Source organism: Klebsiella sp. K4 (genome assembly GCF_014596785.2).
GTDB classification, from domain to species: Bacteria; Pseudomonadota; Gammaproteobacteria; order Enterobacterales; family Enterobacteriaceae; genus Klebsiella; species Klebsiella pneumoniae.
Window position 1 is genome coordinate 693,126 of the sequence record NZ_CP115021.1, and the last position, 21,979, is coordinate 715,104.

A 21,979-nucleotide genomic window follows, 5' to 3' on the forward strand; every position below is an offset into this window, starting at 1 on the left:
TTAAACCTAAGGACACCATTTGGAAAGCCTGTTAAACCTACCTCTGGCTGGTGAGGCCAGAGTCAGGATATTACAAATTACTGATACTCACCTGTTTGCTGAAAAGCATGAAACGTTGTTAGGCATCAATACCTGGGATAGCTATCAGGCCGTACTGTCGGCCATTCATGCCTCACAGCGTCCATGCGATCTGATTGTCGCAACAGGCGATCTGGCGCAGGACCACTCCTCCGCGGCCTATCAGCATTTTGCTGAGGGCATCGCGAGTTTTGCTGCACCCTGCGTCTGGCTACCGGGCAATCATGATTTCCAGCCGGCGATGTACAGCACCCTGCAGGAGGCGGGCATTTCCCCTGCCAAGCGCGTGTTTCTCGGCGATCGCTGGCAGATCCTGCTGCTCGACAGCCAGGTGTTTGGCGTTCCCCATGGCGAGCTGAGCGACTTCCAGCTGGAGTGGCTCGAACATAAGCTGGCGGAGGCGCCGGAGCGCTATACTTTACTCCTGCTGCACCATCATCCGCTGCCGGCCGGCTGCAGCTGGCTGGATCAGCATAGTCTGCGCAACGCCGGCGCGCTGGACAGCGCGTTGAGCGCCTGGCCGCGGGTGAAGCATCTTTTGTGCGGCCATATTCATCAGGAACTGGATCTCGACTGGAATGGCCGGCGCATGATGGCGACGCCGTCGACCTGCGTCCAGTTTAAACCGCACTGTGCCAATTTCACTCTGGATACGGTGTCACCGGGCTGGCGCTGGCTGGAGCTTCACCCTGACGGGACGCTGACCACCGAAGTGTGCCGCCTGGAAGGCGCCGCGTTTCATCCGGATATTGCTTCAGAAGGCTACTGATGGCGACGCTCCTTTATCTGCACGGCTTTAACAGCTCTCCGCGCTCGGCGAAGGCGACGGCGTTAAAGACCTGGCTGGCGCAGCACTATCCTGAGATCACCATGGTGGTGCCGGAGTTGCCGCCTTACCCGGCGGAAACGGCGGAGCTGTTGGAGTCCATCGTGCTGGAGCACGGAGGCGAGCCGCTCGGGGTCGTAGGGTCGTCGCTGGGCGGCTACTACGCGACCTGGCTTTCGCAGTGCTTTATGCTGCCGGCGGTGGTGGTTAACCCGGCGGTGCGGCCGTTTGAACTACTAAACAATTTTCTCGGCCACAATGAGAATCCATACACCGGGCAGCAATATGTGCTAGAGTCTCGCCATATTTACGATCTCAAAGTCATGCAAATCGACCCGCTCGAAGCGCCGGATTTACTCTGGCTGCTGCAGCAGACCGGGGATGAAGTGCTTGATTACCGCCAGGCCGTTCATTACTACGCCTCTTGCCGGCAGACGGTAGAGGAGGGCGGTAATCACGCATTTGTCGGCTTTGACGATCATTTCACTCAGATTATCGAATTTCTCGGCCTGCGCTAAACGGCCCTGAACGACCTACGAATACACACCATGACGCAATCTTCATATAATGCTGATGCCATTGAGGTACTCACCGGGCTAGAGCCGGTGCGCCGCCGTCCGGGCATGTATACCGACACCACTCGTCCTAACCATCTTGGTCAGGAAGTTATTGATAACAGTGTGGATGAAGCGCTGGCAGGCCACGCCAAACGCGTGGAAGTTATCCTTCATGCCGACCAGTCCCTGGAGGTCATTGACGATGGTCGTGGGATGCCGGTCGACATCCACCCGGAAGAGGGCGTGCCGGCGGTTGAGCTGATCCTCTGCCGGCTGCATGCGGGCGGTAAGTTTTCCAATAAAAACTATCAGTTTTCCGGCGGCCTGCACGGGGTGGGGATCTCGGTAGTCAACGCCCTGTCAAAACGCGTGGAGGTCAACGTGCGTCGCGACGGTCAGGTCTACAGCATCGCCTTTGAAAATGGTGAAAAAGTGGAAGACCTGCACGTCACCGGCACCTGCGGCAAACGCAATACCGGGACCAGCGTCCATTTCTGGCCGGACGAAAGCTTCTTCGACAGCCCGCGCTTTTCCGTTTCACGTCTGACCCACCTGTTAAAAGCGAAAGCGGTGCTGTGCCCGGGCGTGGAAATTGTTTTCCGCGACCAGGTGAACAACAGCGAGCAGAGCTGGTGCTATGCCGATGGCCTGAACGATTACCTGAGCGAAGCGGTGAACGGCCTGCCGCTGCTGCCGGAAAAACCATTCGTCGGCGCCTTCTCCGGCGAGACGGAGGCGGTGGACTGGGCGCTGCTGTGGCTGCCGGAAGGCGGCGAACTGCTGACCGAAAGCTACGTGAACCTGATCCCGACTATGCAGGGCGGGACGCACGTTAATGGCCTGCGTCAGGGGCTGCTCGACGCGATGCGTGAGTTCTGCGAGTACCGTAATATCCTGCCGCGCGGCGTGAAGCTGTCAGCGGAAGATATCTGGGATCGCTGCGCCTACGTGCTGTCGGTGAAGATGCAGGATCCGCAGTTCGCCGGGCAAACCAAAGAGCGCCTGTCGTCGCGCCAGTGCGCGGCGTTCGTCTCCGGCGTGGTGAAGGACGCCTTCAGCCTGTGGCTGAATCAGAACGTGCAGGCCGCGGAGCTGCTGGCGGAGATGGCCATCTCCAGCGCCCAGCGCCGTCTGCGCGCCGCCAAAAAAGTGGTGCGCAAAAAGCTGACCAGCGGTCCGGCGCTGCCGGGTAAGCTGGCGGACTGTACCGCCCAGGATCTGAACCGTACCGAGCTGTTCCTCGTCGAAGGGGATTCGGCGGGCGGCTCAGCCAAGCAGGCGCGCGATCGCGAATATCAGGCGATCATGCCGCTGAAGGGCAAGATCCTTAATACCTGGGAAGTCTCTTCCGATGAAGTGTTAGCTTCGCAAGAAGTGCACGACATTTCGGTGGCGATTGGTATTGACCCGGATAGCGATGATTTAAGCCAGCTGCGCTACGGTAAAATTTGTATTCTGGCGGATGCGGACTCCGATGGTCTGCACATTGCCACCCTGCTGTGCGCGCTGTTCGTAAGACATTTCCGTACCCTCGTGAAAGAGGGGCACGTCTACGTGGCGCTGCCGCCGCTGTACCGTATTGACCTCGGCAAAGAGGTTTACTACGCGCTGACGGAAGAAGAAAAAACCGGCGTGCTGGAACAGCTAAAGCGCAAGAAGGGCAAGCCAAACGTCCAGCGCTTTAAAGGGCTCGGCGAGATGAACCCGATGCAGCTGCGCGAAACCACCCTTGACCCGAATACCCGCCGCCTGGTGCAGCTGGTGATCAGCGATGAGGACGAGCAGCAGACCACGGCGATAATGGATATGCTGCTGGCCAAAAAGCGTTCGGAAGATCGTCGCAACTGGCTGCAGGAGAAGGGCGATATGGCGGATCTGGAAGTGTAAGACCGCACGCTGCGCCAGACGTAAAAGGGAGCCTCAGGCTCCCTTTTCTTATTCCGTTTCAGCGTCGGCGGGCTTAGACGCCGGCCTGCAGGATACGGATGGTGGTCTCCAGCACATCGCCTTTGACCGCTTCCGACCAGGCTTTCATGTGCGGGGTTTGCAGGTGTGCTTCAAGATGCGCGACGCTTTCCCACTGCTCGACCATGACGATAGAGTCGGGCGCCGTGGTCTGGAAGCTGACGCCGGCGGCATGATCCACCAGCGGGGCATAGCCGTGGCAGCCGGCCTCCTGCAAAACGGTCGGAATAATTTTCGCGAACTGATCGAGAACCGCCTGGCGGTGGTGCTGGCCCGGGCGGGTACGGATTTCTGCAATCACTGTTAACATGGTTAACTCAACTCCTTCTGTGTGGATCTCGTCATACTCCAGGTTCGAATAACTCGAAATATGTAGAGCTAGACCTCTAGTTAACCAAAAATTTCCGCTAGATGCTTGCGATATTCTGCGATATACCGTGGGACATCAGGCATTTTAATCACGTCGTTGGCGATAAAGGTTGGCAATGCCTCCATGCCGAGGAACTGATTGGCTTTATGGAACGGCAGGTAAACGCCGTCAACGCCGACGCCGTGGAAGAACTGGTCTTTGTCGGTGAAGGCTTCCATCGGCGCGTTCCAGGTCAGAGAAAGCATATATTTTTTCCCCTGCACCAGGCCGCCGGAGCCATATTTTTTGCTGGCGTCGGAGCGGGTACGGCCATCGCTGGCGTACAGCGAGCCGTGGCCTTCGGTAAAGACGTCATCCATATATTTTTTCACCGTCCACGGAGCGCCCATCCACCAGCCCGGCATCTGCCAGATCACCACATCGGCCCACAGGAAATTCTGTACTTCTTCTTTTACGTCGTACTCGCTTTCGGCGCGAACGCTTTTAACATCGTGCCCGGCGTCGCGCAGATAACTCTCCGCGACCTCGGTCAGGGTGTCGTTCAGTTGACCATTAGAGTGCGCGAACTTTTTCGCCCCATTGATAATCAGGATGTTGCTCATTTTTTACCCTCATATATGAAAATTTGCCGACGATCTTACCCCGCGAAGCGGGGCAGTAAAATGAGCAAAATGTGCAAAGTCTTTTGCCAAATGAGCAATAATCTCGCTACCAGTACACGCGGGCCTCGAAGCCGCCGTCGCGCGCGTTGGCAAAATCAACCTGCATGCCGTGCAGCGAGGCGATGCGCCGGACGATCGACAAGCCCAGGCCGCTGCCCGGCGCCTCCTGCCCCGGCGGACGATAAAAACGCTCGCCAATGCGCGAGAGCGCCTGCGGGCTAATGCCTGGGCCGTTATCGCGCACCCGGAACTCGCGGGCGTTGAGCGTGATATCGACCTGGCTGCCGCGAGGGCTATAGCGTACGGCGTTATCCAGCAGATTGCGCACCAGCAGACTGAGCAGCAGCGGCTGGCCGGTGCGGACGATATGGCTGGCATTAAGATGCAGGCGCAGCTCAATCCCGGACTGCTGCGCCGGGTGATACATCTCCATCACTGCCGACTGCAGCAGATCGGCGATAGCGACCTGCTGCACATCATCCAGTTGGGCGAGCGAGTCCAGCCGCGACAGCGTCAGCAGCTGATCCACCAGTCGGGTGGCGCGATCGATCCCCTGGTGGAGCTGATCCAACGCTTTCTCACGCCCTTCGGGATCGTCCAGGGAGAGTTGGGCGACTTCGGTCTGCACCTTCAGCGCCGCCAGCGGGCTGCGTAGCTCATGGGCGGCATCAGAGGTAAACCGACGCTCGCGCAGCATGGCGTCGTGAGTGCGTCGGAACAGCTGATTCAGCGCTTCGACCAGCGGGCGAACTTCGGCGGGGATCTTCTCCACGCTGAGCGAATCCGCCGAGTCCGGCGCGCGCAGGCGCAGCGTGCGCGCCAGATTTTTCAATGGCGCCAGCTCGCGGCTTAACAGCACGATGAGCAGCACGAACATCAGCGGCAGAGCAACCATCCACGGGGTGAGCTGCGAGGTCACGATATCCATCGCCATTTCGCGCCGGTAATCCCACTCCTGGCCGACGGCGATGCGGTAGCGGCCGTCGGCGGTGGTTAACCACAGGAAACGCCACTCGTCATCGTCGTCACGCAGATAGCCATCGCTGAATCCCTCGCGCTGCGAATTCCACTGAATATCCTCTCCGTTCTCGCCGTCATTAAGCACCATTTTGCCGTCGCGGGTGAAGATGGCGAACGCCAGCGCGTCGTCGTCGATGTGCCCGTGGCGTACCTTTTTCTTTTCCCCGAGCGAGGCGGGCGGGGCGCGCAGTTCATCGAAATGCATGGCGCTCAGGCGGCGAGCGAACAGCAGCTGCTGGGTATCGAACAGCTTATCCAGCTTTTTGCTGGTCTGCTGCCAGGCGATAACGCTGGCCATCCCCCAGGCGGCGGTGGTCAGTACGGTAAACAGCAGCGTCAGGCGCAGGCGCAGGCTCAGGCGGGCAAGTCGTTTCATGCGTCACCCAGGGTATAGCCGATGCCGTGGACGGTACGGATAAAGTCGCTGCCGAGCTTGCGGCGCAGATGATGGACGTGAACTTCCACGGCGTTGCTGGAGACCTCGTCGTCCCAGGTGTAGAGCTTTTCCTCGATAAGCTTACGCGGCAATACGCGCCCGGCGTTGCGCATAAGCAGTTCCAGCAGGGCGAACTCCTTCGGCTTCAGCGCCAGGCTTTCGCCGTCGAGGCTGGCGGTTAAGCGGTTCGGATCGAGGATCACCTTGCCGTGGCGCAGTTCGCTGCTGCTCTGGCCGTGCGCGCGGCGGATCAACGCTTCGAGGCGCGCTGCCACCTCAATCAGGGCGAAAGGTTTGCACAGGTAGTCATCGGCGCCCAGGCGCAGGCCCTCCACCCGCTGGCTGAGGGCATCGCGGGCGGTGAGGATCAACACCGGCTCATGGCGGCCTTTATCGCGCCATTCGCGCAGAATATCGAGGCCATCGATGCCGGGTAGGGTGAGGTCAAGGATTGCGGCGTCGTAGGGGGCGCTGTATAAGGCATTTTTGCCCTCCAGCCCGACGGTAAACCAGTCAATGCTAAAGCCCATTTTGCTCAGCCCGGCTTTGATGCCGTCGCCGATAAGCTTGTCATCTTCCACCAGTAATATGCGCATGTTTCCCTCCGACGATCCCGTTTCTTTGCGCAGTAAACCGCGTTGAAGCGGGTGATGTACAGCATTAAAATTTCTTTTTTCCGCTTAAGAAGTCGTTAAGTTTTGTCGGGCGTAATAGGAGCCATACCAACACAAAAGGGAGAATATAAGATGAAAAAAATTGCTGCGATGACCGCGATTATTGCTTTGGTTTCCATGCCTGTACTGGCCGCCGGGCAGGGAGGATTCACCGGACCGTCGACTACCACTACCACCCAGGCTGGCGGCTTCACCGGGCCGAGCGGCGCGGTGACCACCGTGGCGAACGCCAAGTCGCTGCGTGATGACACCTGGGTGACCCTGCGCGGTAAAATCGTCGAGCGCATCTCTGATGACCTGTATAAATTCCAGGATGCTTCCGGGGTGATCAATGTCGATATCGACCACAAGCGCTGGAACGGCGTGACCGTCGGCCCGCAGGACACAGTAGAAATTCAGGGGGAAGTCGATAAGGACTGGAACTCGGTAGAAATCGACGTTAAACAGATCCGTAAAATCGCGCCATAAGTCTCCGTCGGATAAGCGCAAGATCGGTCAGGAATCGCGATCCTCGCTCTGTCAGAGTATGTCGCGAGGAGGAGACGATGAACGATATTAAGGCCAGCCCGGCGTATGTCGGGCGCTTCCAGCGCGTCTGTAGGTACATTGCGCGCCATCTTGATGAGCCGCTGTCGCTGGAGACGCTGAGCGCGATAGCGCACAGTTCGCCTTACCATTTTCACCGGCAATTTAGCGCCTATACCGGCATTCCATTGTACCGGTATATTCAGTGGTTGCGTCTGCGACGCGCCTGTTGGCGCCTGGCGTTCAACCCCCGCGATAAAGTCATCGATATTGCCCTTGATGCCGGATTTCAGAATGCGGAGTCGTTCAGTCGTGCCTTCCGTACCGCGTTTGACCAAAGCCCGACCCAATTCCGTCAACAACCGGACTGGGCCGAGTGGCATCGACGCGTACCGAAACATACGCTACAGGAGCAAACGTCGATGGACGTCAACATTATTTCGTGCCCCTCCACCCGGATAGCCGTACTGCAACATCGCGGTAGCCCGGACCTTGTCAACGCCACCGCCGCGCGTTTTATCGCCTGGCGTAAGACGAGCGGATTATCGCCCGTCGCCACCAGCGATACCTGGGGGATCGCCTGGGACGATCCGCAGACCACCCCGCAGGAGGCATTTCGTTTTGATATCTGCGGTACGGTCGATCGGCCGGTTGGTGAAAACGCCTTTGGCGTGATTAACGGCGAAATCCCCGGCGGACGCTGCGCCGTCGTGCGCCATCACGGCTCGCTGGACACGCTGGCGAACAGCGTTTGGTTTCTCTATCGCGACTGGTTACCCGCTTCAGGCGAGACGTTACGGGATTTTCCGGTGTACTTCCGTTACCTCAATTTTGTCCATGAGGTGGCTGAGCATGAACTGCAAACCGATATTTATCTGCCGCTGGCCTGATTAAGCGTGACGGAATCCTCAGCCGATCTCACGGCCTGTGACTCAGGGCGTGAGATCGGGTATTATCGCGGGTAGTTTTGCCGTCCGAACGGTCGGTACCCAGATTGAGGATCCACGATTAATGAGCGATATGGCAGAGCGCCTTGCGCTGCATGAATTTACGGAAAATGCTTACCTGAACTACTCCATGTACGTGATCATGGACAGGGCATTACCGTTTATTGGCGATGGCTTAAAACCGGTCCAGCGTCGCATCGTCTATGCGATGTCCGAGCTGGGGCTGAACGCCAGCGCGAAATTCAAAAAGTCCGCCCGCACCGTCGGCGACGTGTTGGGTAAATATCACCCGCACGGCGACAGCGCCTGCTATGAAGCGATGGTGCTGATGGCGCAGCCGTTCTCTTACCGCTATCCGCTGGTGGATGGTCAGGGAAACTGGGGGGCGCCGGACGATCCCAAATCTTTCGCCGCCATGCGTTACACCGAATCCCGCCTGTCGAAGTATGCCGAGCTGCTGCTCAGCGAGCTGGGGCAGGGGACGGTCGACTGGGTGCCAAACTTTGACGGCACGCTGCAGGAGCCGAAAATGCTGCCAGCGCGTCTGCCGAACATCCTGCTGAACGGCACCACCGGCATCGCGGTAGGCATGGCGACCGATATTCCTCCGCACAACCTGCGGGAAGTGGCCAAAGCGGCGATTACGCTGATTGAGCAGCCGAAAACCACCCTCGACGAACTGCTGGATATCGTACAGGGGCCGGATTTCCCGACCGAGGCGGAGATCATCACCTCGCGGGCGGAAATTCGCAAAATCTACCAGAACGGGCGCGGCTCAGTGCGCATGCGCGCGGTGTGGAGTAAAGAGGACGGCGCGGTGGTGATCAGTGCGCTGCCGCATCAGGTCTCTGGCGCCAAAGTGCTGGAGCAGATTGCGGCGCAGATGCGCAATAAAAAGCTGCCGATGGTTGACGATCTGCGCGACGAATCGGACCACGAAAACCCGACCCGTCTGGTGATTGTCCCGCGCTCCAACCGGGTGGATATGGAACAGGTGATGAACCACCTGTTCGCCACCACCGATCTGGAGAAGAGCTACCGCATCAACCTCAATATGATCGGCCTTGACGGCCGCCCGGCGGTGAAAAACCTGCTGGAGATCCTCAGCGAGTGGCTGGTGTTCCGTCGCGATACCGTGCGTCGCCGTCTAAACCATCGGTTAGAGAAAGTGCTGAAGCGCCTGCATATCCTCGAAGGTTTGCTGGTGGCGTTTCTTAATATCGATGAAGTGATTGAGATCATCCGCACTGAAGATGAACCGAAGCCGGCCCTGATGTCGCGCTTTGGCATCAGCGAAACCCAGGCGGAAGCGATTCTGGAATTAAAACTGCGCCACCTCGCCAAACTGGAAGAGATGAAGATCCGCGGCGAGCAGAGCGAGCTGGAAAAAGAGCGCGACCAGCTGCAGGCGATTCTGGCGTCTGAACGTAAGATGAACAACCTGCTGAAAAAAGAGCTGCAGGCCGATGCCGATGCCTTCGGCGACGACCGTCGCTCGCCGCTTCACGAGCGTGAAGAAGCGAAAGCGATGAGCGAACATGACATGCTGCCGTCTGAGCCGGTGACTATCGTTCTGTCGCAGATGGGCTGGGTGCGCAGCGCCAAAGGACACGACATTGACGCCCAGGGCTTGAGCTATAAGGCGGGCGACAGCTGGAAAGCCTCGGCGAAGGGCAAGAGCAACCAGCCGGTGGTGTTTATCGATACCACCGGACGCAGCTATGCCATCGATCCGATTACTCTGCCTTCCGCGCGTGGCCAGGGTGAACCGCTTACCGGCAAACTGACCCTGCCGCCGGGCGCGACCGTGGAGCATATGCTAATGGAAAGCGACGATCAGAAACTGCTGATGGCTTCCGACGCGGGCTACGGTTTCGTCTGTACCTTCAACGATCTGGTGGCGCGCAACCGTGCCGGTAAAGCGCTAATCACCCTGCCTGACAACGCGCACGTGATGCCGCCGCTGGTGATTGAGGATGAGTCCGATATGCTGCTGGCCATCACCGCCGCCGGGCGGATGCTGATGTTCCCGGTCAGCGATCTGCCGCAGCTGTCGAAAGGCAAGGGCAACAAAATTATCAGCATTCCGGCGGCGGAAGCCGCAGCCGGCCAGGACGGTCTGGCACATCTGTTTGTTCTGCCGCCGCAGAGTACGCTGACCATTCACGTCGGCAAACGGAAGATCAAACTGCGTCCGGAAGAGCTGCAAAAAGTCACCGGCGAGCGCGGCCGCCGCGGTTCGCTGATGCGCGGGCTGCAGAAAATTGACCGCGTGGAAATTGACTCGCCGCGTCGTGCCGCGGCAGGCGATAGCGAAGAGTAAGCGCGTCTCCTCCCGTCTTTGACGGGAGGAGACGAAAAAATGCCGCAAAATCGTTGTTTATTCAGGCGTTGCGATTAACAATGTCCATCATCAGGGACCCAGGAAGAACGGTCCCGGCCTGCGCAGAACTTGTGAGCCTGCCTTCTGCCAGCAGCGAATAATTCTAAGCGGTTTGGGTTTTAGAGGTAGCTATGCTATTCATTTTTCGAGTAATTTTCGTGGTCATTTATTGCATCGTAGTGTGCGTACTTGGCTGTCTGTACTGCTTGTTCAGCCCACGTAATCCAAAACACGTTGCCACTTTCGGCCATCTGTTTGGCCGTTTATCTCCGGTATTTGGCCTCAAGGTAGAGCTACGCAAACCCGCCGACGCGGAAAACTATGGCAACGCGATCTACATCGCTAACCACCAGAACAACTATGATATGGTGACGGCGTCGAATATCGTGCAGGCTCCGACGGTCACCGTAGGTAAAAAGAGCCTGCTATGGATCCCGTTCTTTGGCCAACTGTACTGGCTGACGGGCAATTTGCTGATTGACCGTAATAACCGAACCAAAGCGCACGGCACTATTGCCGAAGTCGTCAACGCTTTTAAAAAGCGTAAAATTTCGTTCTGGATGTTCCCGGAAGGGACCCGTAGCCGCGGCCGCGGCCTGCTGCCGTTTAAAACCGGGGCTTTTCACGCGGCTATTGCCGCTGGGGTGCCGATTATTCCGGTGTGTGTCTCGAATACATCGAATAAAATAAAGCTCAATCGCTGGAACAACGGTCTGGTGATTGTGGAAATGCTGCCGCCGGTAGATACCACTCAGTTTGGTAAAGACAACGTGCGCGCGCTGGCGACGCATTGCCGCGAGCTGATGGCCGCCAAAATCGCTGATCTGGACAACGAAGTGGCCGAGCGCGAAGCGGCTGGAAAGCAATAAGACAGGAAACGCCGCCAACGCGCGCGTATTGCTGGCGGGAAACGAATTCCCTTTTTCATTTGTCAGTATGTCATGGAGTTAATATGTCACTCAGTCGGCGTCAGTTTATTAAGGCTTCCGGCGTAGCGCTGTGCGCTGGCGCCGCGCCGCTGAAGGCCCATGCCGCCGGCCAGCAGCCTGCGCTGCCGGTTCCGCCGCTGCTGGAATCTCGTCGCGGCCAGCCGCTGTTTCTGACGCTGCAGCGTTCCCACTGGTCGTTTACCCCCGGCACCCGCGCCCCCGTCTGGGGGATCAATGGCCGCTATATGGGGCCGACGATCCGCGTCTGGAACGGAGACGACGTCAAGCTTATCTACAGCAACCGCCTGACGGAGAACGTGGCGATGACCATCCGCGGTCTGCAGGTGCCTGGCCCGCTGATTGGCGGCGCGGCGCGCATGATGTCGCCGAACGCCGACTGGGCGCCGGTGCTGCCTATCCGCCAGAGCGCGGCGACGCTGTGGTATCAGGCCAACACGCCGAACCGGATGGCGAAACAGGTTTACAACGGTCTGGCGGGCATGTGGCTGGTGGAAGACGAGGTCAGCAAGAACCTGCCGATCCCTAACCACTATGGCGTCGATGACTTCCCGGTGATTATTCAGGATAAACGGCTGGATAACTTCGGCACGCCGGAATATAGCGAACCGGGCAGCGGCGGCTTTGTGGGCGACACGCTGCTGGTTAACGGCGTGCAGAGCCCGTATGTTGAAGTGTCGCGCGGCTGGGTGCGCCTGCGCCTGCTGAACGCTTCCAACTCCCGGCGCTATCAGCTGCAGATGAGCGATGGCCGACTGCTGCATGTGATTTCCGGCGATCAGGGATTCCTGCCGGCGCCGGTTTCGCTCAAGCAGCTATCGCTGGCCCCGGGGGAGCGGCGTGAAATTCTGGTCGATATGACTAACGGCGATGAAGTGTCCATTACCTGCGGCGAAGCGGCGAGCATCGTCGACCGTATCCGCGGTTTTTTTGAACCGTCAAGCATCCTGGTCTCCACGCTGGTGCTGACGCTGCGTCCGACCGGGCTGCTGCCGCTGGTGACCGACAGTCTGCCGGTGCGCCTGCTGCCGACCGAGCTGCTCTCCGGTACGCCGATCCGCAGCCGGGATATCACCCTTGGCGACGATCCGGGCATCAACGGCCAGCTGTGGGATCCGCAGCGTATCGATATCACGGCGCAGCAGGGGACCTGGGAGCGCTGGACGGTGCGCGCCGACCGCCCGCAGTCGTTCCATATTGAAGGGGTGATGTTCCAGATCCGTAATGTCAACGGCTCGTCTCCTTTCCCGGAAGATCGCGGCTGGAAGGACACCGTGTGGGTCGACGGGCAGGTTGAGCTGCTGGTCTATTACGCCCAGCCGTCGTGGCCGCACTTCCCGTTCCAGTATCTGAGCCAGACGCTGGAGCTTGCCGATCGCGGCTCGATCGGCCAGATGTTGGTGAATCCCGCGCCGTAATCTCTTTGACCCTGGCCGGCGCACGGTCAGGGTTTGAGAAAATCCTCCTTCATTTCCACTATCATTCCGGCTTATAATCCACGCCCTTTTGGTTATTTTTTTATCATTTTCCCCGGAAGCAATATGAGCGCAATATCCCTGATCCAACCGGATCGTGACCTTTTTTCCTGGCCGCAATACTGGGCTGCCTGTTTTGGCCCTGCGCCCTTTTTACCGATGTCGCGTGAAGAGATGGATCAACTTGGCTGGGATAGCTGCGACATTATTCTGGTCACCGGCGACGCCTATGTCGACCACCCGAGCTTCGGGATGGCTATCTGCGGCCGCATGCTGGAAGCGCAGGGTTTCCGGGTAGGGATCATCTCCCAGCCGGACTGGAACAGCAAAGACGACTTTATGCGTCTGGGCAAACCGAACCTGTTCTTCGGCGTGACCGCCGGCAACATGGACTCAATGATCAACCGTTACACCGCCGACCGTAAACTACGTCATGACGATGCCTATACGGCGGGTAACGTGGCGGGCAAACGTCCGGACCGCGCTACCCTCGTCTACACCCAGCGCTGTAAAGAGGCGTGGAAAGATGTGCCGGTGATCCTCGGCGGCATCGAAGCCAGCCTGCGTCGTACCGCCCACTATGATTACTGGTCCGACACCGTGCGCCGCTCGGTGCTGGTGGACTCCAAGGCCGATATGCTGATGTTCGGCAACGGCGAGCGTCCGCTGGTGGAAGTGGCTCATCGCCTGGCGATGGGCGAAACCATCGACCAGATCCGCGATGTGCGCAATACCGCCATCATGGTGAAAGAGGCGCTGCCGGGCTGGAGCGGCGTGGATTCCACCCGTCTGGATACGCCCGGTAAAATTGACCCCATCCCGCATCCGTACGGTGAAGATCTGCCGTGCGCCGATAACAAACCGGTCGCGCCGAAAAAACAGGAAGCGAAAAGCATTACTGTGCAGCCGCCGCGGCCCAAACCGTGGGAAAAAACCTATGTGCTGCTGCCCTCCTTCGAGAAGGTGAAAGGCGATAAGGTCCTGTACGCTCACGCCTCGCGCATTTTGCACCACGAAACCAACCCCGGCTGCGCCCGGGCGCTGATGCAAAAGCACGGCGAGCGCTACATCTGGATCAACCCGCCGGCAATCCCGCTCTCCACCGAAGAGATGGACAGCGTCTTCGCGCTGCCGTACAAGCGGGTGCCGCATCCTTCCTATGGCGATGCGCGTATTCCGGCGTATGAGATGATCCGCTTCTCAATCAACATCATGCGCGGCTGCTTCGGCGGCTGTTCGTTCTGCTCGATCACCGAGCACGAAGGACGCATAATCCAGAGCCGTTCTGAGGATTCGATCATTAATGAGATCGAAGCCATTCGCGACACCGTGCCCGGCTTTACCGGGGTGATCTCCGATCTCGGCGGGCCAACGGCCAACATGTATATGCTGCGCTGTAAATCGCCGCGCGCTGAGCAGACCTGCCGCCGTCTCTCCTGCGTCTATCCGGATATTTGCCCGCACATGGATACCAACCATGAACCGACGATCAATCTTTATCGCCGCGCTCGCGAGCTGAAGGGCATCAAGAAGATCCTTATCGCCTCCGGGGTACGCTATGACATCGCGGTCGAAGATCCGCGCTATATCAAAGAGCTGGCGACCCACCACGTCGGCGGCTATCTGAAGATCGCCCCGGAGCATACCGAAGAGGGACCGCTGTCGAAGATGATGAAGCCGGGAATGGGCAGCTACGACCGCTTTAAAGAGCTGTTCGACACCTATTCGAAGCAGGCGGGTAAAGAGCAGTATCTGATCCCGTACTTTATCTCCGCTCATCCGGGCACCCGTGATGAAGATATGGTGAACCTGGCGCTGTGGCTGAAGAAGCATCGCTTCCGTCTCGACCAGGTGCAGAACTTCTATCCGTCGCCGCTGGCGAACTCGACCACCATGTATTACACCGGCAAGAACCCGCTGGGTAAAATTGGTTATAAGAGCGAAGAAGTGGTGGTGCCGAAGGGCGATAAACAGCGCCGTCTGCACAAAGCGCTGCTCCGCTACCACGATCCGGCAAACTGGCCGCTGATCCGTCAGGCGCTGGAGGCGATGGGCAAGAAGCACCTGATTGGCTCCCGTCGCGACTGCCTGGTGCCAGCGCCAACCCTGGACGAAATGCGTGAAGCGCGTCGCCAGAACCGCCATACTCGTCCGGCGCTGACCAAGCACACGCCGATCGCCCATCAGCGCCAGACGCCTGCCGCTGCGGGCGCGAAAAAACGCGTTAAGCCGAAGGCCGTATCACGCTAAGCGGCTGGCCCGGCGGGATCGCTCGCCGGGAACATCTGTGAAAAAAGGAGAGAGGTGATGACGCCGGTCATCCTGTCGCGACAACAACTGGATCAGCTCTGGGAGATAGACCGCAGCGAAATTATCGATACGCTCTACCGTTCCGATAACGGTCAGCTGCGGGCTTATCGGGAATATTATGACGTGCGTGGCTGGGACCCTCACGATCGTCAGGTTTATACTCCGATTCACGAGGCCTGTTACGATCGCGGCGGTATTTTTTTCGCCTTTTTTGACGATGAGCAGATGATTGCCGCAGCGGCGCTGGATACGCTGCCTCGCGGCATGAATGGCGAGCTGCGCCAGCTATTATTCTTTTATGTAGGGGCGGGAAAGCGCGGCCAGGGCTGGGGGCGGCGACTGTTTCAGTATGCCCTGCACCAGCTGCCAGAAATGGGGGCGTCCGGCCTCTATATCTCGTCGATCCCCAACAAAAACACCGTCGATTTTTATCTGGCTCAGGGATGTCGCTTAGCGGATAAGCCCGACCCGGCGCTGTTTGCGCTGGAGCCAGAGGATATTCATCTGGTCTGCGATCGCCTTTAACGCCGAGGCGCTAAAGGCGATGGCAAGAGAGAGCATTATCCGCCGAACTGATCCGGGTCAGGACCGAGACGTTTACCCTGGTCCAGCTTCGCGATCGCTCCCAGCTCATCTTTGTCGAGACGGAAGTCCCAGACGTCAAAGTTTTCCGCGATACGCGACGGCGTGACGGATTTCGGGATCACCACCAGACCGCTATCAAGATGCCAGCGGATGACGATTTGCGCCGGTGTTTTGCCGTACTTATCGGCGAGCTGGTGGATGACTTTTTGATCGAAGACGCCTTCGCCGCCCTGGGCCAGCGGGCTCCAGGATTCGGTCTGGATCTTGTGGGTGGCGTTCCACGCGTGCAGCTGACGCTGCTGCATAAGTGGATGGAGTTCTATCTGATTGATCACCGGGGCGACGCCGGTTTCATCAATCAGCTTCTGCAGATGCGGTACCTGGAAATTACACACGCCAATGCTTTTGGTCAGCCCCTGCTGCTGCAGCTCGATCAACGCTTGCCAGGCCTCGACGTAATGGCCGATAGCCGGTACCGGCCAGTGGATTAAATAGAGATCCACATAGTCCAGCTTCAGTTTGCTGAGGCTCTCTTTCAGCGCCTCGTGCGGCCGTTTTTGATCGTCGTTCCACAGCTTGGTGGTGATGAAGAGCTCATCGCGGTTGACGCCAGCGCTGTGCAGCGCATTGCCGACGCCGGTCTCATTTTGGTACGCGGCGGCGGTGTCAAAAGAGCGATAACCGACTTCCAGCGCCTTATGAATGGCGGAGACGACTTCCTCGTTGCCAGCTTTCCACACGCCGAGACCCAGCTGCGGCATCAGGTTGCCGTCGTGCAGTTTTATAACGGTTGGATGTGTCATGCCTTCCTCCTGTTAATGAACTCGGCGAAGCAGGATCCGCCGAGGGGTAGCATTAAGTCTGGACGAAATAGCTAAAAACGGTAGTAAAAACACCTCTCCCCGGCGTTTGTTTAACGTAAGGAGAGGTGAATCAGGCGGGGAGCGCTTAGCGTGCAGCCTCGTAAATACGGCGGCTGACGTCCAGGGTGATATCCTGATGTTCGCCCAGTTTAGTCATGCCGTGCTCTTCCAGTTTCGCCAGCAGCGCCGGGATGGAGCTACCGTCGAGACCATAATCGGAAAGGCGGGTCGGCACGCCCATCTGCTCGAAGAACTGACGCGTTGCGGCGATGGCGGCATCGATACGTTGGTCGTCAGAGCCTTCGGTAATATTCCACACGCGCTCGGCATACTGCAGCAGCTTCTCGCGCTTGGCATCGCGTTTCTCATTCCACAGCGCCGGCAGCACGATAGCCAGCGTCTGGGCGTGATCCAGGCCGTGCATCGCCGTCAGCTCGTGGCCGAGCATATGCGTCGCCCAGTCCTGTGGCACGCCTGCGCCGATCAGGCCGTTCAGCGCCTGCGTCGCCGCCCACATAATATTGGCGCGCACGTTATAGTTCTCCGGTTCCTGCAGGGCTTTCGGGCCATCCTCGATCAGGGTCAGGAGAATGCCTTCGGCGAAGCGGTCCTGGATTTTGCCGTCAACCGGGTAGGTCACGTACTGCTCGACGGTATGGACGAAGGCGTCAACCACGCCGTTCGCGACCTGGCGCGGCGGCAGGGTGTAGGTATAAACCGGATCGAGGATCGCGAACTGCGGCTGGACGTGCGAAGACATAAACGCGCGTTTGTCGCCGGTGGTTTTCCGCGATATGACCGCGCCTTTGTTGGATTCAGAACCGGTCGCCGGCAGAGTCAGTACCGAGCCCATTGGAATGGCGCTGGCAATTTTGCTGCCATAGGTTTCCAGAATTTCCCACGGATCGATATCCGCGTCGTAGTGGGCTGCTGCAGCGATAAACTTGGTGCCATCCAGCACCGAACCGCCGCCGACCGCCAGCAGGAAGGTCACTTTCTCTTCCCGGGCGAGTTTCACCGCATTCATCAGGGTTTCGTAAGACGGGTTCGGCTCGATGCCGCCAAATTCAAGGACATCCAGGCCATTCAGAGCGGTGAGGACCTGATCCAGGACGCCTGTTTTTTTGACGCTGCCGCCGCCGTAGGTGATCAGTACGCGGGCTTCCGCCGGGATCTGTTCACGCAGCTTTTCAATCGCGCCTTTGCCAAACAGAATGCGGGTTGGGGTATGCAGGTCGAAATTATTCATTGCTTAAGTCCTCCAAAGAGTAAAACCGTCGACAGGGACGATACCGCTGCCCGATGAAGGTTATTGTGGTCCTGGCGCCGTTGACCCTCAATGCACATTCCTGCCGATGTCTTGCCTATTTCTCCATATGGCTGGAGAATTTGTAGCGGCCTGCGCACAATGTACAGGTGAAGAAACATCGGGAGAGACGGTGGCAATGCAACACGCAGAGATATGTCGGACATTAACGGAGAAGATTAACCTGCTGAAAGATAAGCACGAAATGTTAAGTTCGTTGCTGCCTGACGTCCGTTTGCTGTACGGAACGCAACCGGGGCCCCGGACGCCGGTGATGTATCAGCCGGGGATCGTTTTTCTCTTTTCGGGCCATAAAATTGGTTATATCAATGAACGGACTTTTCGCTACGATACAAACGAATATTTACTGCTGACCGTGCCGCTACCTTTCGAGTGCGAAACCTTTGCCACCCCGGAGGTGCCCCTCGCCGGGATGCGCCTGAACGTCGATATCCTGCAACTGCAAGAGCTGCTGATGGATATTGGCGAAGATCCGCTGTTTCAGCCCGCGGTCGCCTCCAGCGGGATAAACTCCGCGGTACTCTCGGAGGATATTCTGTGCGCTGCCGAACGGCTGCTTGACGTGATGGAGCGGCCGCTGGACGCACGGATCCTTGGCAAGCAAATCGTCCGCGAAATTCTGTATTATGTGCTGACGGGGCCCTGCGGCGGCGCGCTGTTGGCGCTGGTCAGCCGGCAGACCCACTTCAGCCTGATAAGCCGCGTGCTCAAGCATATCGAAAGCCAGTACACCGAAAACCTCAGCGTCGATCGGCTGGCGGCGGAAGCGAATATGAGTGTGTCAGCGTTTCACCATAATTTTAAAGCGGTGACCAGCACATCTCCTTTGCAGTATCTGAAAAACTACCGTTTGCACAAAGCACGAATGCTGATGATCCATGACGGCATGAAGGCCAGCGCGGCGGCGATGCGCGTGGGATATGAAAGCCCTTCGCAGTTCAGCCGCGAGTTTAAGCGCTACTTCGGTTTGACGCCGGGAGAAGACGCCGCGCGTATTCGCACGATGCAGGGGATGTAATACCGGGAAAGGGCGGCCGGGCGGGCGCAGGCCCCCCGGCAGGTAAGCGTCAGGCGCTGCAATATTTCTTTTTAATGACCACGAACAGCGTGCCGAGCAGGCCAGCCAGCAGCAGGGCAATCGGCAGGATCATCAGACAGGTCATCACCTGATCTTCATGGCGCTTCACAAACGGGATCATGCTCAGCGCATAGCCAAGACCCGTCACCACACAGACCCACAGCAGGGCGCTCAGCCAGTTGAAGAACTGGAAGCGGCGGTTCGGCAGGCCAGAAATCCCGGCCATGGTTGGCAGCAGGGTGCGGACAAACGCCAGAAAACGGCCCGCGAGCAGCGCCAGCAGGCCGTGGCGGTCAAACATGCAGGTGGCGCGCTGATGGTACTTATGCGGCAGATGCGCCAGCCAGCCTTTCACCGTTTGCGTATTGCCCAGCCAGCGCCCTTGCACATAGCTCAGCCAGCAGCCGAGGCTGGCGGCGGCGGTCAGAATGGCGATAGTGGGCACAAAGTCCATGACGCCTTTAGCAATCAGCGCGCCGGCGAGCAGCAGCAGGCTGTCTCCCGGTAAAAAGGAGGCGGGCAGCAGCCCGTTTTCCAGAAACAGGGTCGCGAACATAACCAGATATACAACGCCCACAACGTGAGGGTTCGCCAATGCGGCAAAATCATGTTGCCACAGCGCGGCGACAATCTCTTGAATGACAACCATGGACTTTCCTAAGTGGTACCGTATTGTTGACTAGTGTACTCCTGAAGAGGCCCGAGCACCTTGATCCCGGGCGCAACAAAAGCGGCCGCTTTGCTAAAAAGCGTCCGCTATTGTTGCCACTGACTGTCACTTTACACGATACGCGCGAAGCCCGCTGCTAAATCCGCCTGCAGATCGTCAACATTTTCGAGACCAATGTGCAGGCGGATCAGCGTGCCGCTGAAGTCGACTTCAGCATCCGGTCGAATGTGGGCGATTTGCTCCGGCTGGTTGGCGAGAATCAGCGACTCAAAGCCGCCCCACGAATAGGCCATACTGAACAGGCTGAAATTGTCGAGGTACTCCGCCAGTTCGGCATCATTGAGGCGCTTGCTGAGCACAAACGAGAATAGCCCGCTGCTGCCGGTGAAATCACGTTTCCAGAACTCATGACCTTTACTGCCGGGCAGGGCGGGGTGGTTTACCCGCGCCACCTGCGGGTGCTGCGCCAGCCACTCGGCGATGCGCAGGCTGCTTTCATGATGCTGACGCAGGCGCACGCCCAGGGTGCGCAGGCCGCGGCTGGTCATATAGGCAGTATCGGCGTCCAGCATTTGCCCCATCAGGTAGGCATTTTCACGCAGCTGCGGCCAGCAGCGCGCGTTCGCCACCGCGGTGCCCACCATGGCGTCGGAATGGCCGATCAGGTATTTGGTGCCTGCCTGAATGGAAATATCAATGCCAAAATCCAGGGCTTTAAACAGGATCCCCGCCGCCCAGGTGTTATCGATCATGATAATCGCTTCCGGGGCGACCTGACGCACGGCGGCGACTATCGCCGGCACATCGTGCACTTCCATGGTGATCGAGCCGGGCGATTCGAGGAACACCACGCGGGTCTCAGGGCGAACCAGACGGGCGATATCGGCGCCGATTAAGGGATCGAACCAGCTGGTGGTGACGCCGAGTTTGGCGAGAATTTTGGTACAAAAGTCCTGGCTTGGCTCATAGGCGGTATTGGTCATCAGCACATGGTCGCCTTGCTCGACAAACGCCAGGATAGTGTTAGCCACCGCCGCGGCGCCGCAGGGGAAAAGGGCGCAGCCGGCGCCGCCTTCCAGCTCGCACATCGCTTCCTGCAGCGAGAAATGGGTCAGGGTGCCGCGACGACCGTAGAACAGCTCGCCGTTGGCCCGATTGCGGGTGGCGTGCTTTTTGGCCTCGACAGTGTCGAAAACCAGCGATGACGCGCGCTGGATAACGCTGTTCACTGAGCCCTGGGTGTACTTTTTGCTCCGCCCGGCGTTGACCAGCGCGGTATCAAGATGTTTATCAGCCATGTTGACGAACCTGTTTTTATACGTCTGGACGTCTAAACTAACATGAATCTGCTTTTCTGTACCAGCGCACCGCCGATACAGGCGAAAATTTTACCAGGCCCGCGGTTAGCCGCTTTTTTACTGCGTAAGCGCAAGGAAAATAAACGTGATTTGCTGCACAGTGTAAATACTAATGAGAACCACTATCAATTCGATGTCGTTTTGATATTATTGTGGGCAGATTTTGTGATTATCGTCGTGGAGATAGAGCGTGGGTAATAATTTGATGCAGGCGGATCTCTCCGTTTGGGGTATGTATCATCATGCCGATATTGTCGTTAAGGTGGTGATGATTGGCCTGATTCTGGCGTCGGTCGTCACATGGGCCATCTTCTTCGGTAAAGGGGCGGAAATCCTCGCCAGCAAGCGTCGCCTCAAACGTGAACAGCAGCAGCTGGCGGAAGCCCGCTCTCTCGATCAGGCCAGCGATATCGCCAGCGCCTTTGAGGCGAAAAGCCTCACCACCCAGCTTATCAATGAAGCGCAGAACGAACTCGAACTCTCTGCCGGTGCCGAAGACAATGAAGGCATCAAGGAACGAACCGGTTTTCGCCTTGAGCGCCGCGTTGCGGCGGTTGGTCGCCATATGGGGCGCGGTAACGGCTATCTGGCGACCATCGGCGCCATTTCCCCGTTTGTGGGCCTGTTTGGTACCGTCTGGGGCATCATGAACAGCTTTATCGGCATCGCCCAGACCCAGACCACCAATCTTGCGGTGGTAGCGCCGGGCATCGCAGAAGCGCTGCTGGCGACGGCCATCGGCCTGTTCGCCGCCATCCCGGCGGTGGTCATCTATAACATCTTCGCCCGCATGATCGGCAGCTACAAGGCCTCGCTCGGCGACGTCGCCGCTCAGGTACTCCTGCTGCAAAGCCGCGATCTGGACCTCAGCGCCAGCGGCGTGAAGCCGGTGCGCAGCGCGCAGAAATTACGGGTAGGTTGAT

Annotated in this window: 19 protein-coding genes and 1 pseudogene; 12 read left to right on the forward strand and 8 right to left on the reverse strand. The window is 58.4% G+C overall.

Annotation, left to right across the window (positions count from 1 at the left end):
* Positions 1 to 19 precede the first annotated feature (19 nt).
* The 3 genes from cpdA to parE are packed head-to-tail and all read left to right on the forward strand — an operon-like array spanning position 20 to position 3,348.
* The gene (gene cpdA / locus IB144_RS03440) at positions 20 to 847 is read left to right on the forward strand and encodes a 3',5'-cyclic-AMP phosphodiesterase (protein WP_002916846.1); all 828 of its coding nucleotides are present in this window, start codon (positions 20 to 22) and stop codon (positions 845 to 847) included.
* The gene (yqiA, locus tag IB144_RS03445) at positions 847 to 1,422 is read left to right on the forward strand and encodes an esterase YqiA (RefSeq protein WP_002916845.1); all 576 of its coding nucleotides are present in this window, start codon (positions 847 to 849) and stop codon (positions 1,420 to 1,422) included. Before cpdA ends, yqiA begins: the two co-directional genes overlap by 1 nt.
* 30 nt (positions 1,423 to 1,452) lie before the next feature.
* On the forward strand, positions 1,453 to 3,348 hold the full coding sequence (gene parE / locus IB144_RS03450) for a DNA topoisomerase IV subunit B (protein ID WP_002916844.1): 1,896 nt from the start codon (positions 1,453 to 1,455) through the stop codon (positions 3,346 to 3,348).
* Positions 3,349 to 3,421: 73 nt separating this feature from the next.
* On the opposite strand, the gene IB144_RS03455 is transcribed toward parE, so the two are convergent.
* The 4 genes from IB144_RS03455 to qseB form a co-directional block, all read right to left on the reverse strand.
* Positions 3,422 to 3,736, reverse strand: a complete 315-nt coding sequence (locus IB144_RS03455) for a putative quinol monooxygenase (protein WP_019704977.1) — start codon at positions 3,734 to 3,736, stop codon at positions 3,422 to 3,424.
* A gap of 80 nt (positions 3,737 to 3,816) precedes the next feature.
* Entirely contained in the window at positions 3,817 to 4,398 is a 582-nt protein-coding gene (locus IB144_RS03460; protein ID WP_002916840.1) for an NAD(P)H-dependent oxidoreductase, read from the reverse strand.
* A 106-nt stretch (positions 4,399 to 4,504) separates the two neighbouring features.
* The gene (gene qseC, locus IB144_RS03465; RefSeq protein ID WP_040215079.1) at positions 4,505 to 5,854 is read right to left on the reverse strand and encodes a quorum sensing histidine kinase QseC; all 1,350 of its coding nucleotides are present in this window, start codon (positions 5,852 to 5,854) and stop codon (positions 4,505 to 4,507) included.
* Entirely contained in the window at positions 5,851 to 6,510 is a 660-nt protein-coding gene (gene qseB, locus IB144_RS03470; RefSeq protein WP_040215081.1) for a quorum sensing response regulator transcription factor QseB, read from the reverse strand. The genes qseC and qseB overlap by 4 nt, the downstream gene beginning before the upstream one ends.
* Before the next feature lie 150 nt (positions 6,511 to 6,660).
* On the opposite strand from qseB, the gene IB144_RS03475 reads away from it, so the two are divergent.
* The 7 genes and pseudogenes from IB144_RS03475 (at position 6,661) to IB144_RS03505 (ending at position 15,700) form a co-directional block, all read left to right on the forward strand.
* Complete coding sequence (locus tag IB144_RS03475) at positions 6,661 to 7,056, forward strand: YgiW/YdeI family stress tolerance OB fold protein (RefSeq protein WP_002916833.1); 396 nt, start codon at positions 6,661 to 6,663, stop codon at positions 7,054 to 7,056.
* A gap of 77 nt (positions 7,057 to 7,133) precedes the next feature.
* Entirely contained in the window at positions 7,134 to 8,003 is an 870-nt protein-coding gene (locus IB144_RS03480; protein WP_002916831.1) for an AraC family transcriptional regulator, read from the forward strand.
* A gap of 121 nt (positions 8,004 to 8,124) precedes the next feature.
* Entirely contained in the window at positions 8,125 to 10,383 is a 2,259-nt protein-coding gene (parC, locus tag IB144_RS03485; protein ID WP_004181324.1) for a DNA topoisomerase IV subunit A, read from the forward strand.
* 191 nt (positions 10,384 to 10,574) lie between these two features.
* Complete coding sequence (gene plsC, locus IB144_RS03490; protein ID WP_040215083.1) at positions 10,575 to 11,312, forward strand: 1-acylglycerol-3-phosphate O-acyltransferase; 738 nt, start codon at positions 10,575 to 10,577, stop codon at positions 11,310 to 11,312.
* 83 nt (positions 11,313 to 11,395) lie between these two features.
* Positions 11,396 to 12,808, forward strand: a complete 1,413-nt coding sequence (gene ftsP, locus IB144_RS03495; RefSeq protein WP_004144547.1) for a cell division protein FtsP — start codon at positions 11,396 to 11,398, stop codon at positions 12,806 to 12,808.
* A gap of 33 nt (positions 12,809 to 12,841) precedes the next feature.
* Positions 12,842 to 15,173 (forward strand): annotated as a pseudogene (locus IB144_RS03500) (YgiQ family radical SAM protein).
* Positions 15,173 to 15,700, forward strand: coding sequence for a GNAT family N-acetyltransferase (locus IB144_RS03505; RefSeq protein ID WP_040215086.1), 528 nt, complete (start codon positions 15,173 to 15,175; stop codon positions 15,698 to 15,700). Before IB144_RS03500 ends, IB144_RS03505 begins: the two are co-directional and overlap by 1 nt.
* A 35-nt stretch (positions 15,701 to 15,735) precedes the next feature.
* Here IB144_RS03505 and dkgA read toward each other — a convergent pair whose 3' ends face one another.
* A complete protein-coding gene (gene dkgA / locus IB144_RS03510; RefSeq protein WP_002916796.1) occupies positions 15,736 to 16,563 on the reverse strand; it encodes a 2,5-didehydrogluconate reductase DkgA in 828 nt (275 codons plus the stop codon).
* A 145-nt stretch (positions 16,564 to 16,708) separates the two neighbouring features.
* Positions 16,709 to 17,872 (reverse strand): alcohol dehydrogenase, encoded by a 1,164-nt coding sequence (gene yqhD, locus IB144_RS03515; RefSeq protein ID WP_004144551.1) that lies wholly within the window; start codon positions 17,870 to 17,872, stop codon positions 16,709 to 16,711.
* A 196-nt stretch (positions 17,873 to 18,068) separates the two neighbouring features.
* Between yqhD and IB144_RS03520 the strand changes: the two genes are divergently transcribed.
* Positions 18,069 to 18,968, forward strand: coding sequence for an AraC family transcriptional regulator (locus IB144_RS03520; protein WP_004144552.1), 900 nt, complete (start codon positions 18,069 to 18,071; stop codon positions 18,966 to 18,968).
* Between the two features lie 49 nt (positions 18,969 to 19,017).
* Here the strand turns inward: IB144_RS03520 and yghB are convergent, their stop codons facing one another.
* Together yghB and metC are read right to left on the reverse strand one after the other, a co-directional pair.
* Positions 19,018 to 19,677, reverse strand: coding sequence for a DedA family general envelope maintenance protein YghB (gene yghB, locus IB144_RS03525; protein ID WP_002916791.1), 660 nt, complete (start codon positions 19,675 to 19,677; stop codon positions 19,018 to 19,020).
* A gap of 131 nt (positions 19,678 to 19,808) precedes the next feature.
* Entirely contained in the window at positions 19,809 to 20,996 is a 1,188-nt protein-coding gene (metC, locus tag IB144_RS03530; RefSeq protein WP_004149836.1) for a cystathionine beta-lyase, read from the reverse strand.
* A gap of 250 nt (positions 20,997 to 21,246) precedes the next feature.
* Between metC and exbB the strand changes: the two genes are divergently transcribed.
* Complete coding sequence (gene exbB, locus IB144_RS03535; protein WP_004174395.1) at positions 21,247 to 21,978, forward strand: tol-pal system-associated acyl-CoA thioesterase; 732 nt, start codon at positions 21,247 to 21,249, stop codon at positions 21,976 to 21,978.
* The last annotated feature ends 1 nt before the right edge of the window (position 21,979 follow it).

Coding starts and splice junctions, on each gene's coding strand:
- yqiA (WP_002916845.1), top strand. CDS start 847: ATGGCGACGCTCCTTTATCTGCACGGCTTTAACAGCTCTCCGCGCTCG.
- parE (WP_002916844.1), top strand. CDS start 1,453: ATGACGCAATCTTCATATAATGCTGATGCCATTGAGGTACTCACCGGG.
- IB144_RS03455 (WP_019704977.1), bottom strand. CDS start 3,736: ATGTTAACAGTGATTGCAGAAATCCGTACCCGCCCGGGCCAGCACCAC.
- IB144_RS03460 (WP_002916840.1), bottom strand. CDS start 4,398: ATGAGCAACATCCTGATTATCAATGGGGCGAAAAAGTTCGCGCACTCT.
- qseC (WP_040215079.1), bottom strand. CDS start 5,854: ATGAAACGACTTGCCCGCCTGAGCCTGCGCCTGCGCCTGACGCTGCTG.
- qseB (WP_040215081.1), bottom strand. CDS start 6,510: ATGCGCATATTACTGGTGGAAGATGACAAGCTTATCGGCGACGGCATC.
- IB144_RS03475 (WP_002916833.1), top strand. CDS start 6,661: ATGAAAAAAATTGCTGCGATGACCGCGATTATTGCTTTGGTTTCCATG.
- IB144_RS03480 (WP_002916831.1), top strand. CDS start 7,134: ATGAACGATATTAAGGCCAGCCCGGCGTATGTCGGGCGCTTCCAGCGC.
- parC (WP_004181324.1), top strand. CDS start 8,125: ATGAGCGATATGGCAGAGCGCCTTGCGCTGCATGAATTTACGGAAAAT.
- plsC (WP_040215083.1), top strand. CDS start 10,575: ATGCTATTCATTTTTCGAGTAATTTTCGTGGTCATTTATTGCATCGTA.
- ftsP (WP_004144547.1), top strand. CDS start 11,396: ATGTCACTCAGTCGGCGTCAGTTTATTAAGGCTTCCGGCGTAGCGCTG.
- IB144_RS03505 (WP_040215086.1), top strand. CDS start 15,173: ATGACGCCGGTCATCCTGTCGCGACAACAACTGGATCAGCTCTGGGAG.
- dkgA (WP_002916796.1), bottom strand. CDS start 16,563: ATGACACATCCAACCGTTATAAAACTGCACGACGGCAACCTGATGCCG.
- yqhD (WP_004144551.1), bottom strand. CDS start 17,872: ATGAATAATTTCGACCTGCATACCCCAACCCGCATTCTGTTTGGCAAA.
- IB144_RS03520 (WP_004144552.1), top strand. CDS start 18,069: ATGCAACACGCAGAGATATGTCGGACATTAACGGAGAAGATTAACCTG.
- yghB (WP_002916791.1), bottom strand. CDS start 19,677: ATGGTTGTCATTCAAGAGATTGTCGCCGCGCTGTGGCAACATGATTTT.
- metC (WP_004149836.1), bottom strand. CDS start 20,996: ATGGCTGATAAACATCTTGATACCGCGCTGGTCAACGCCGGGCGGAGC.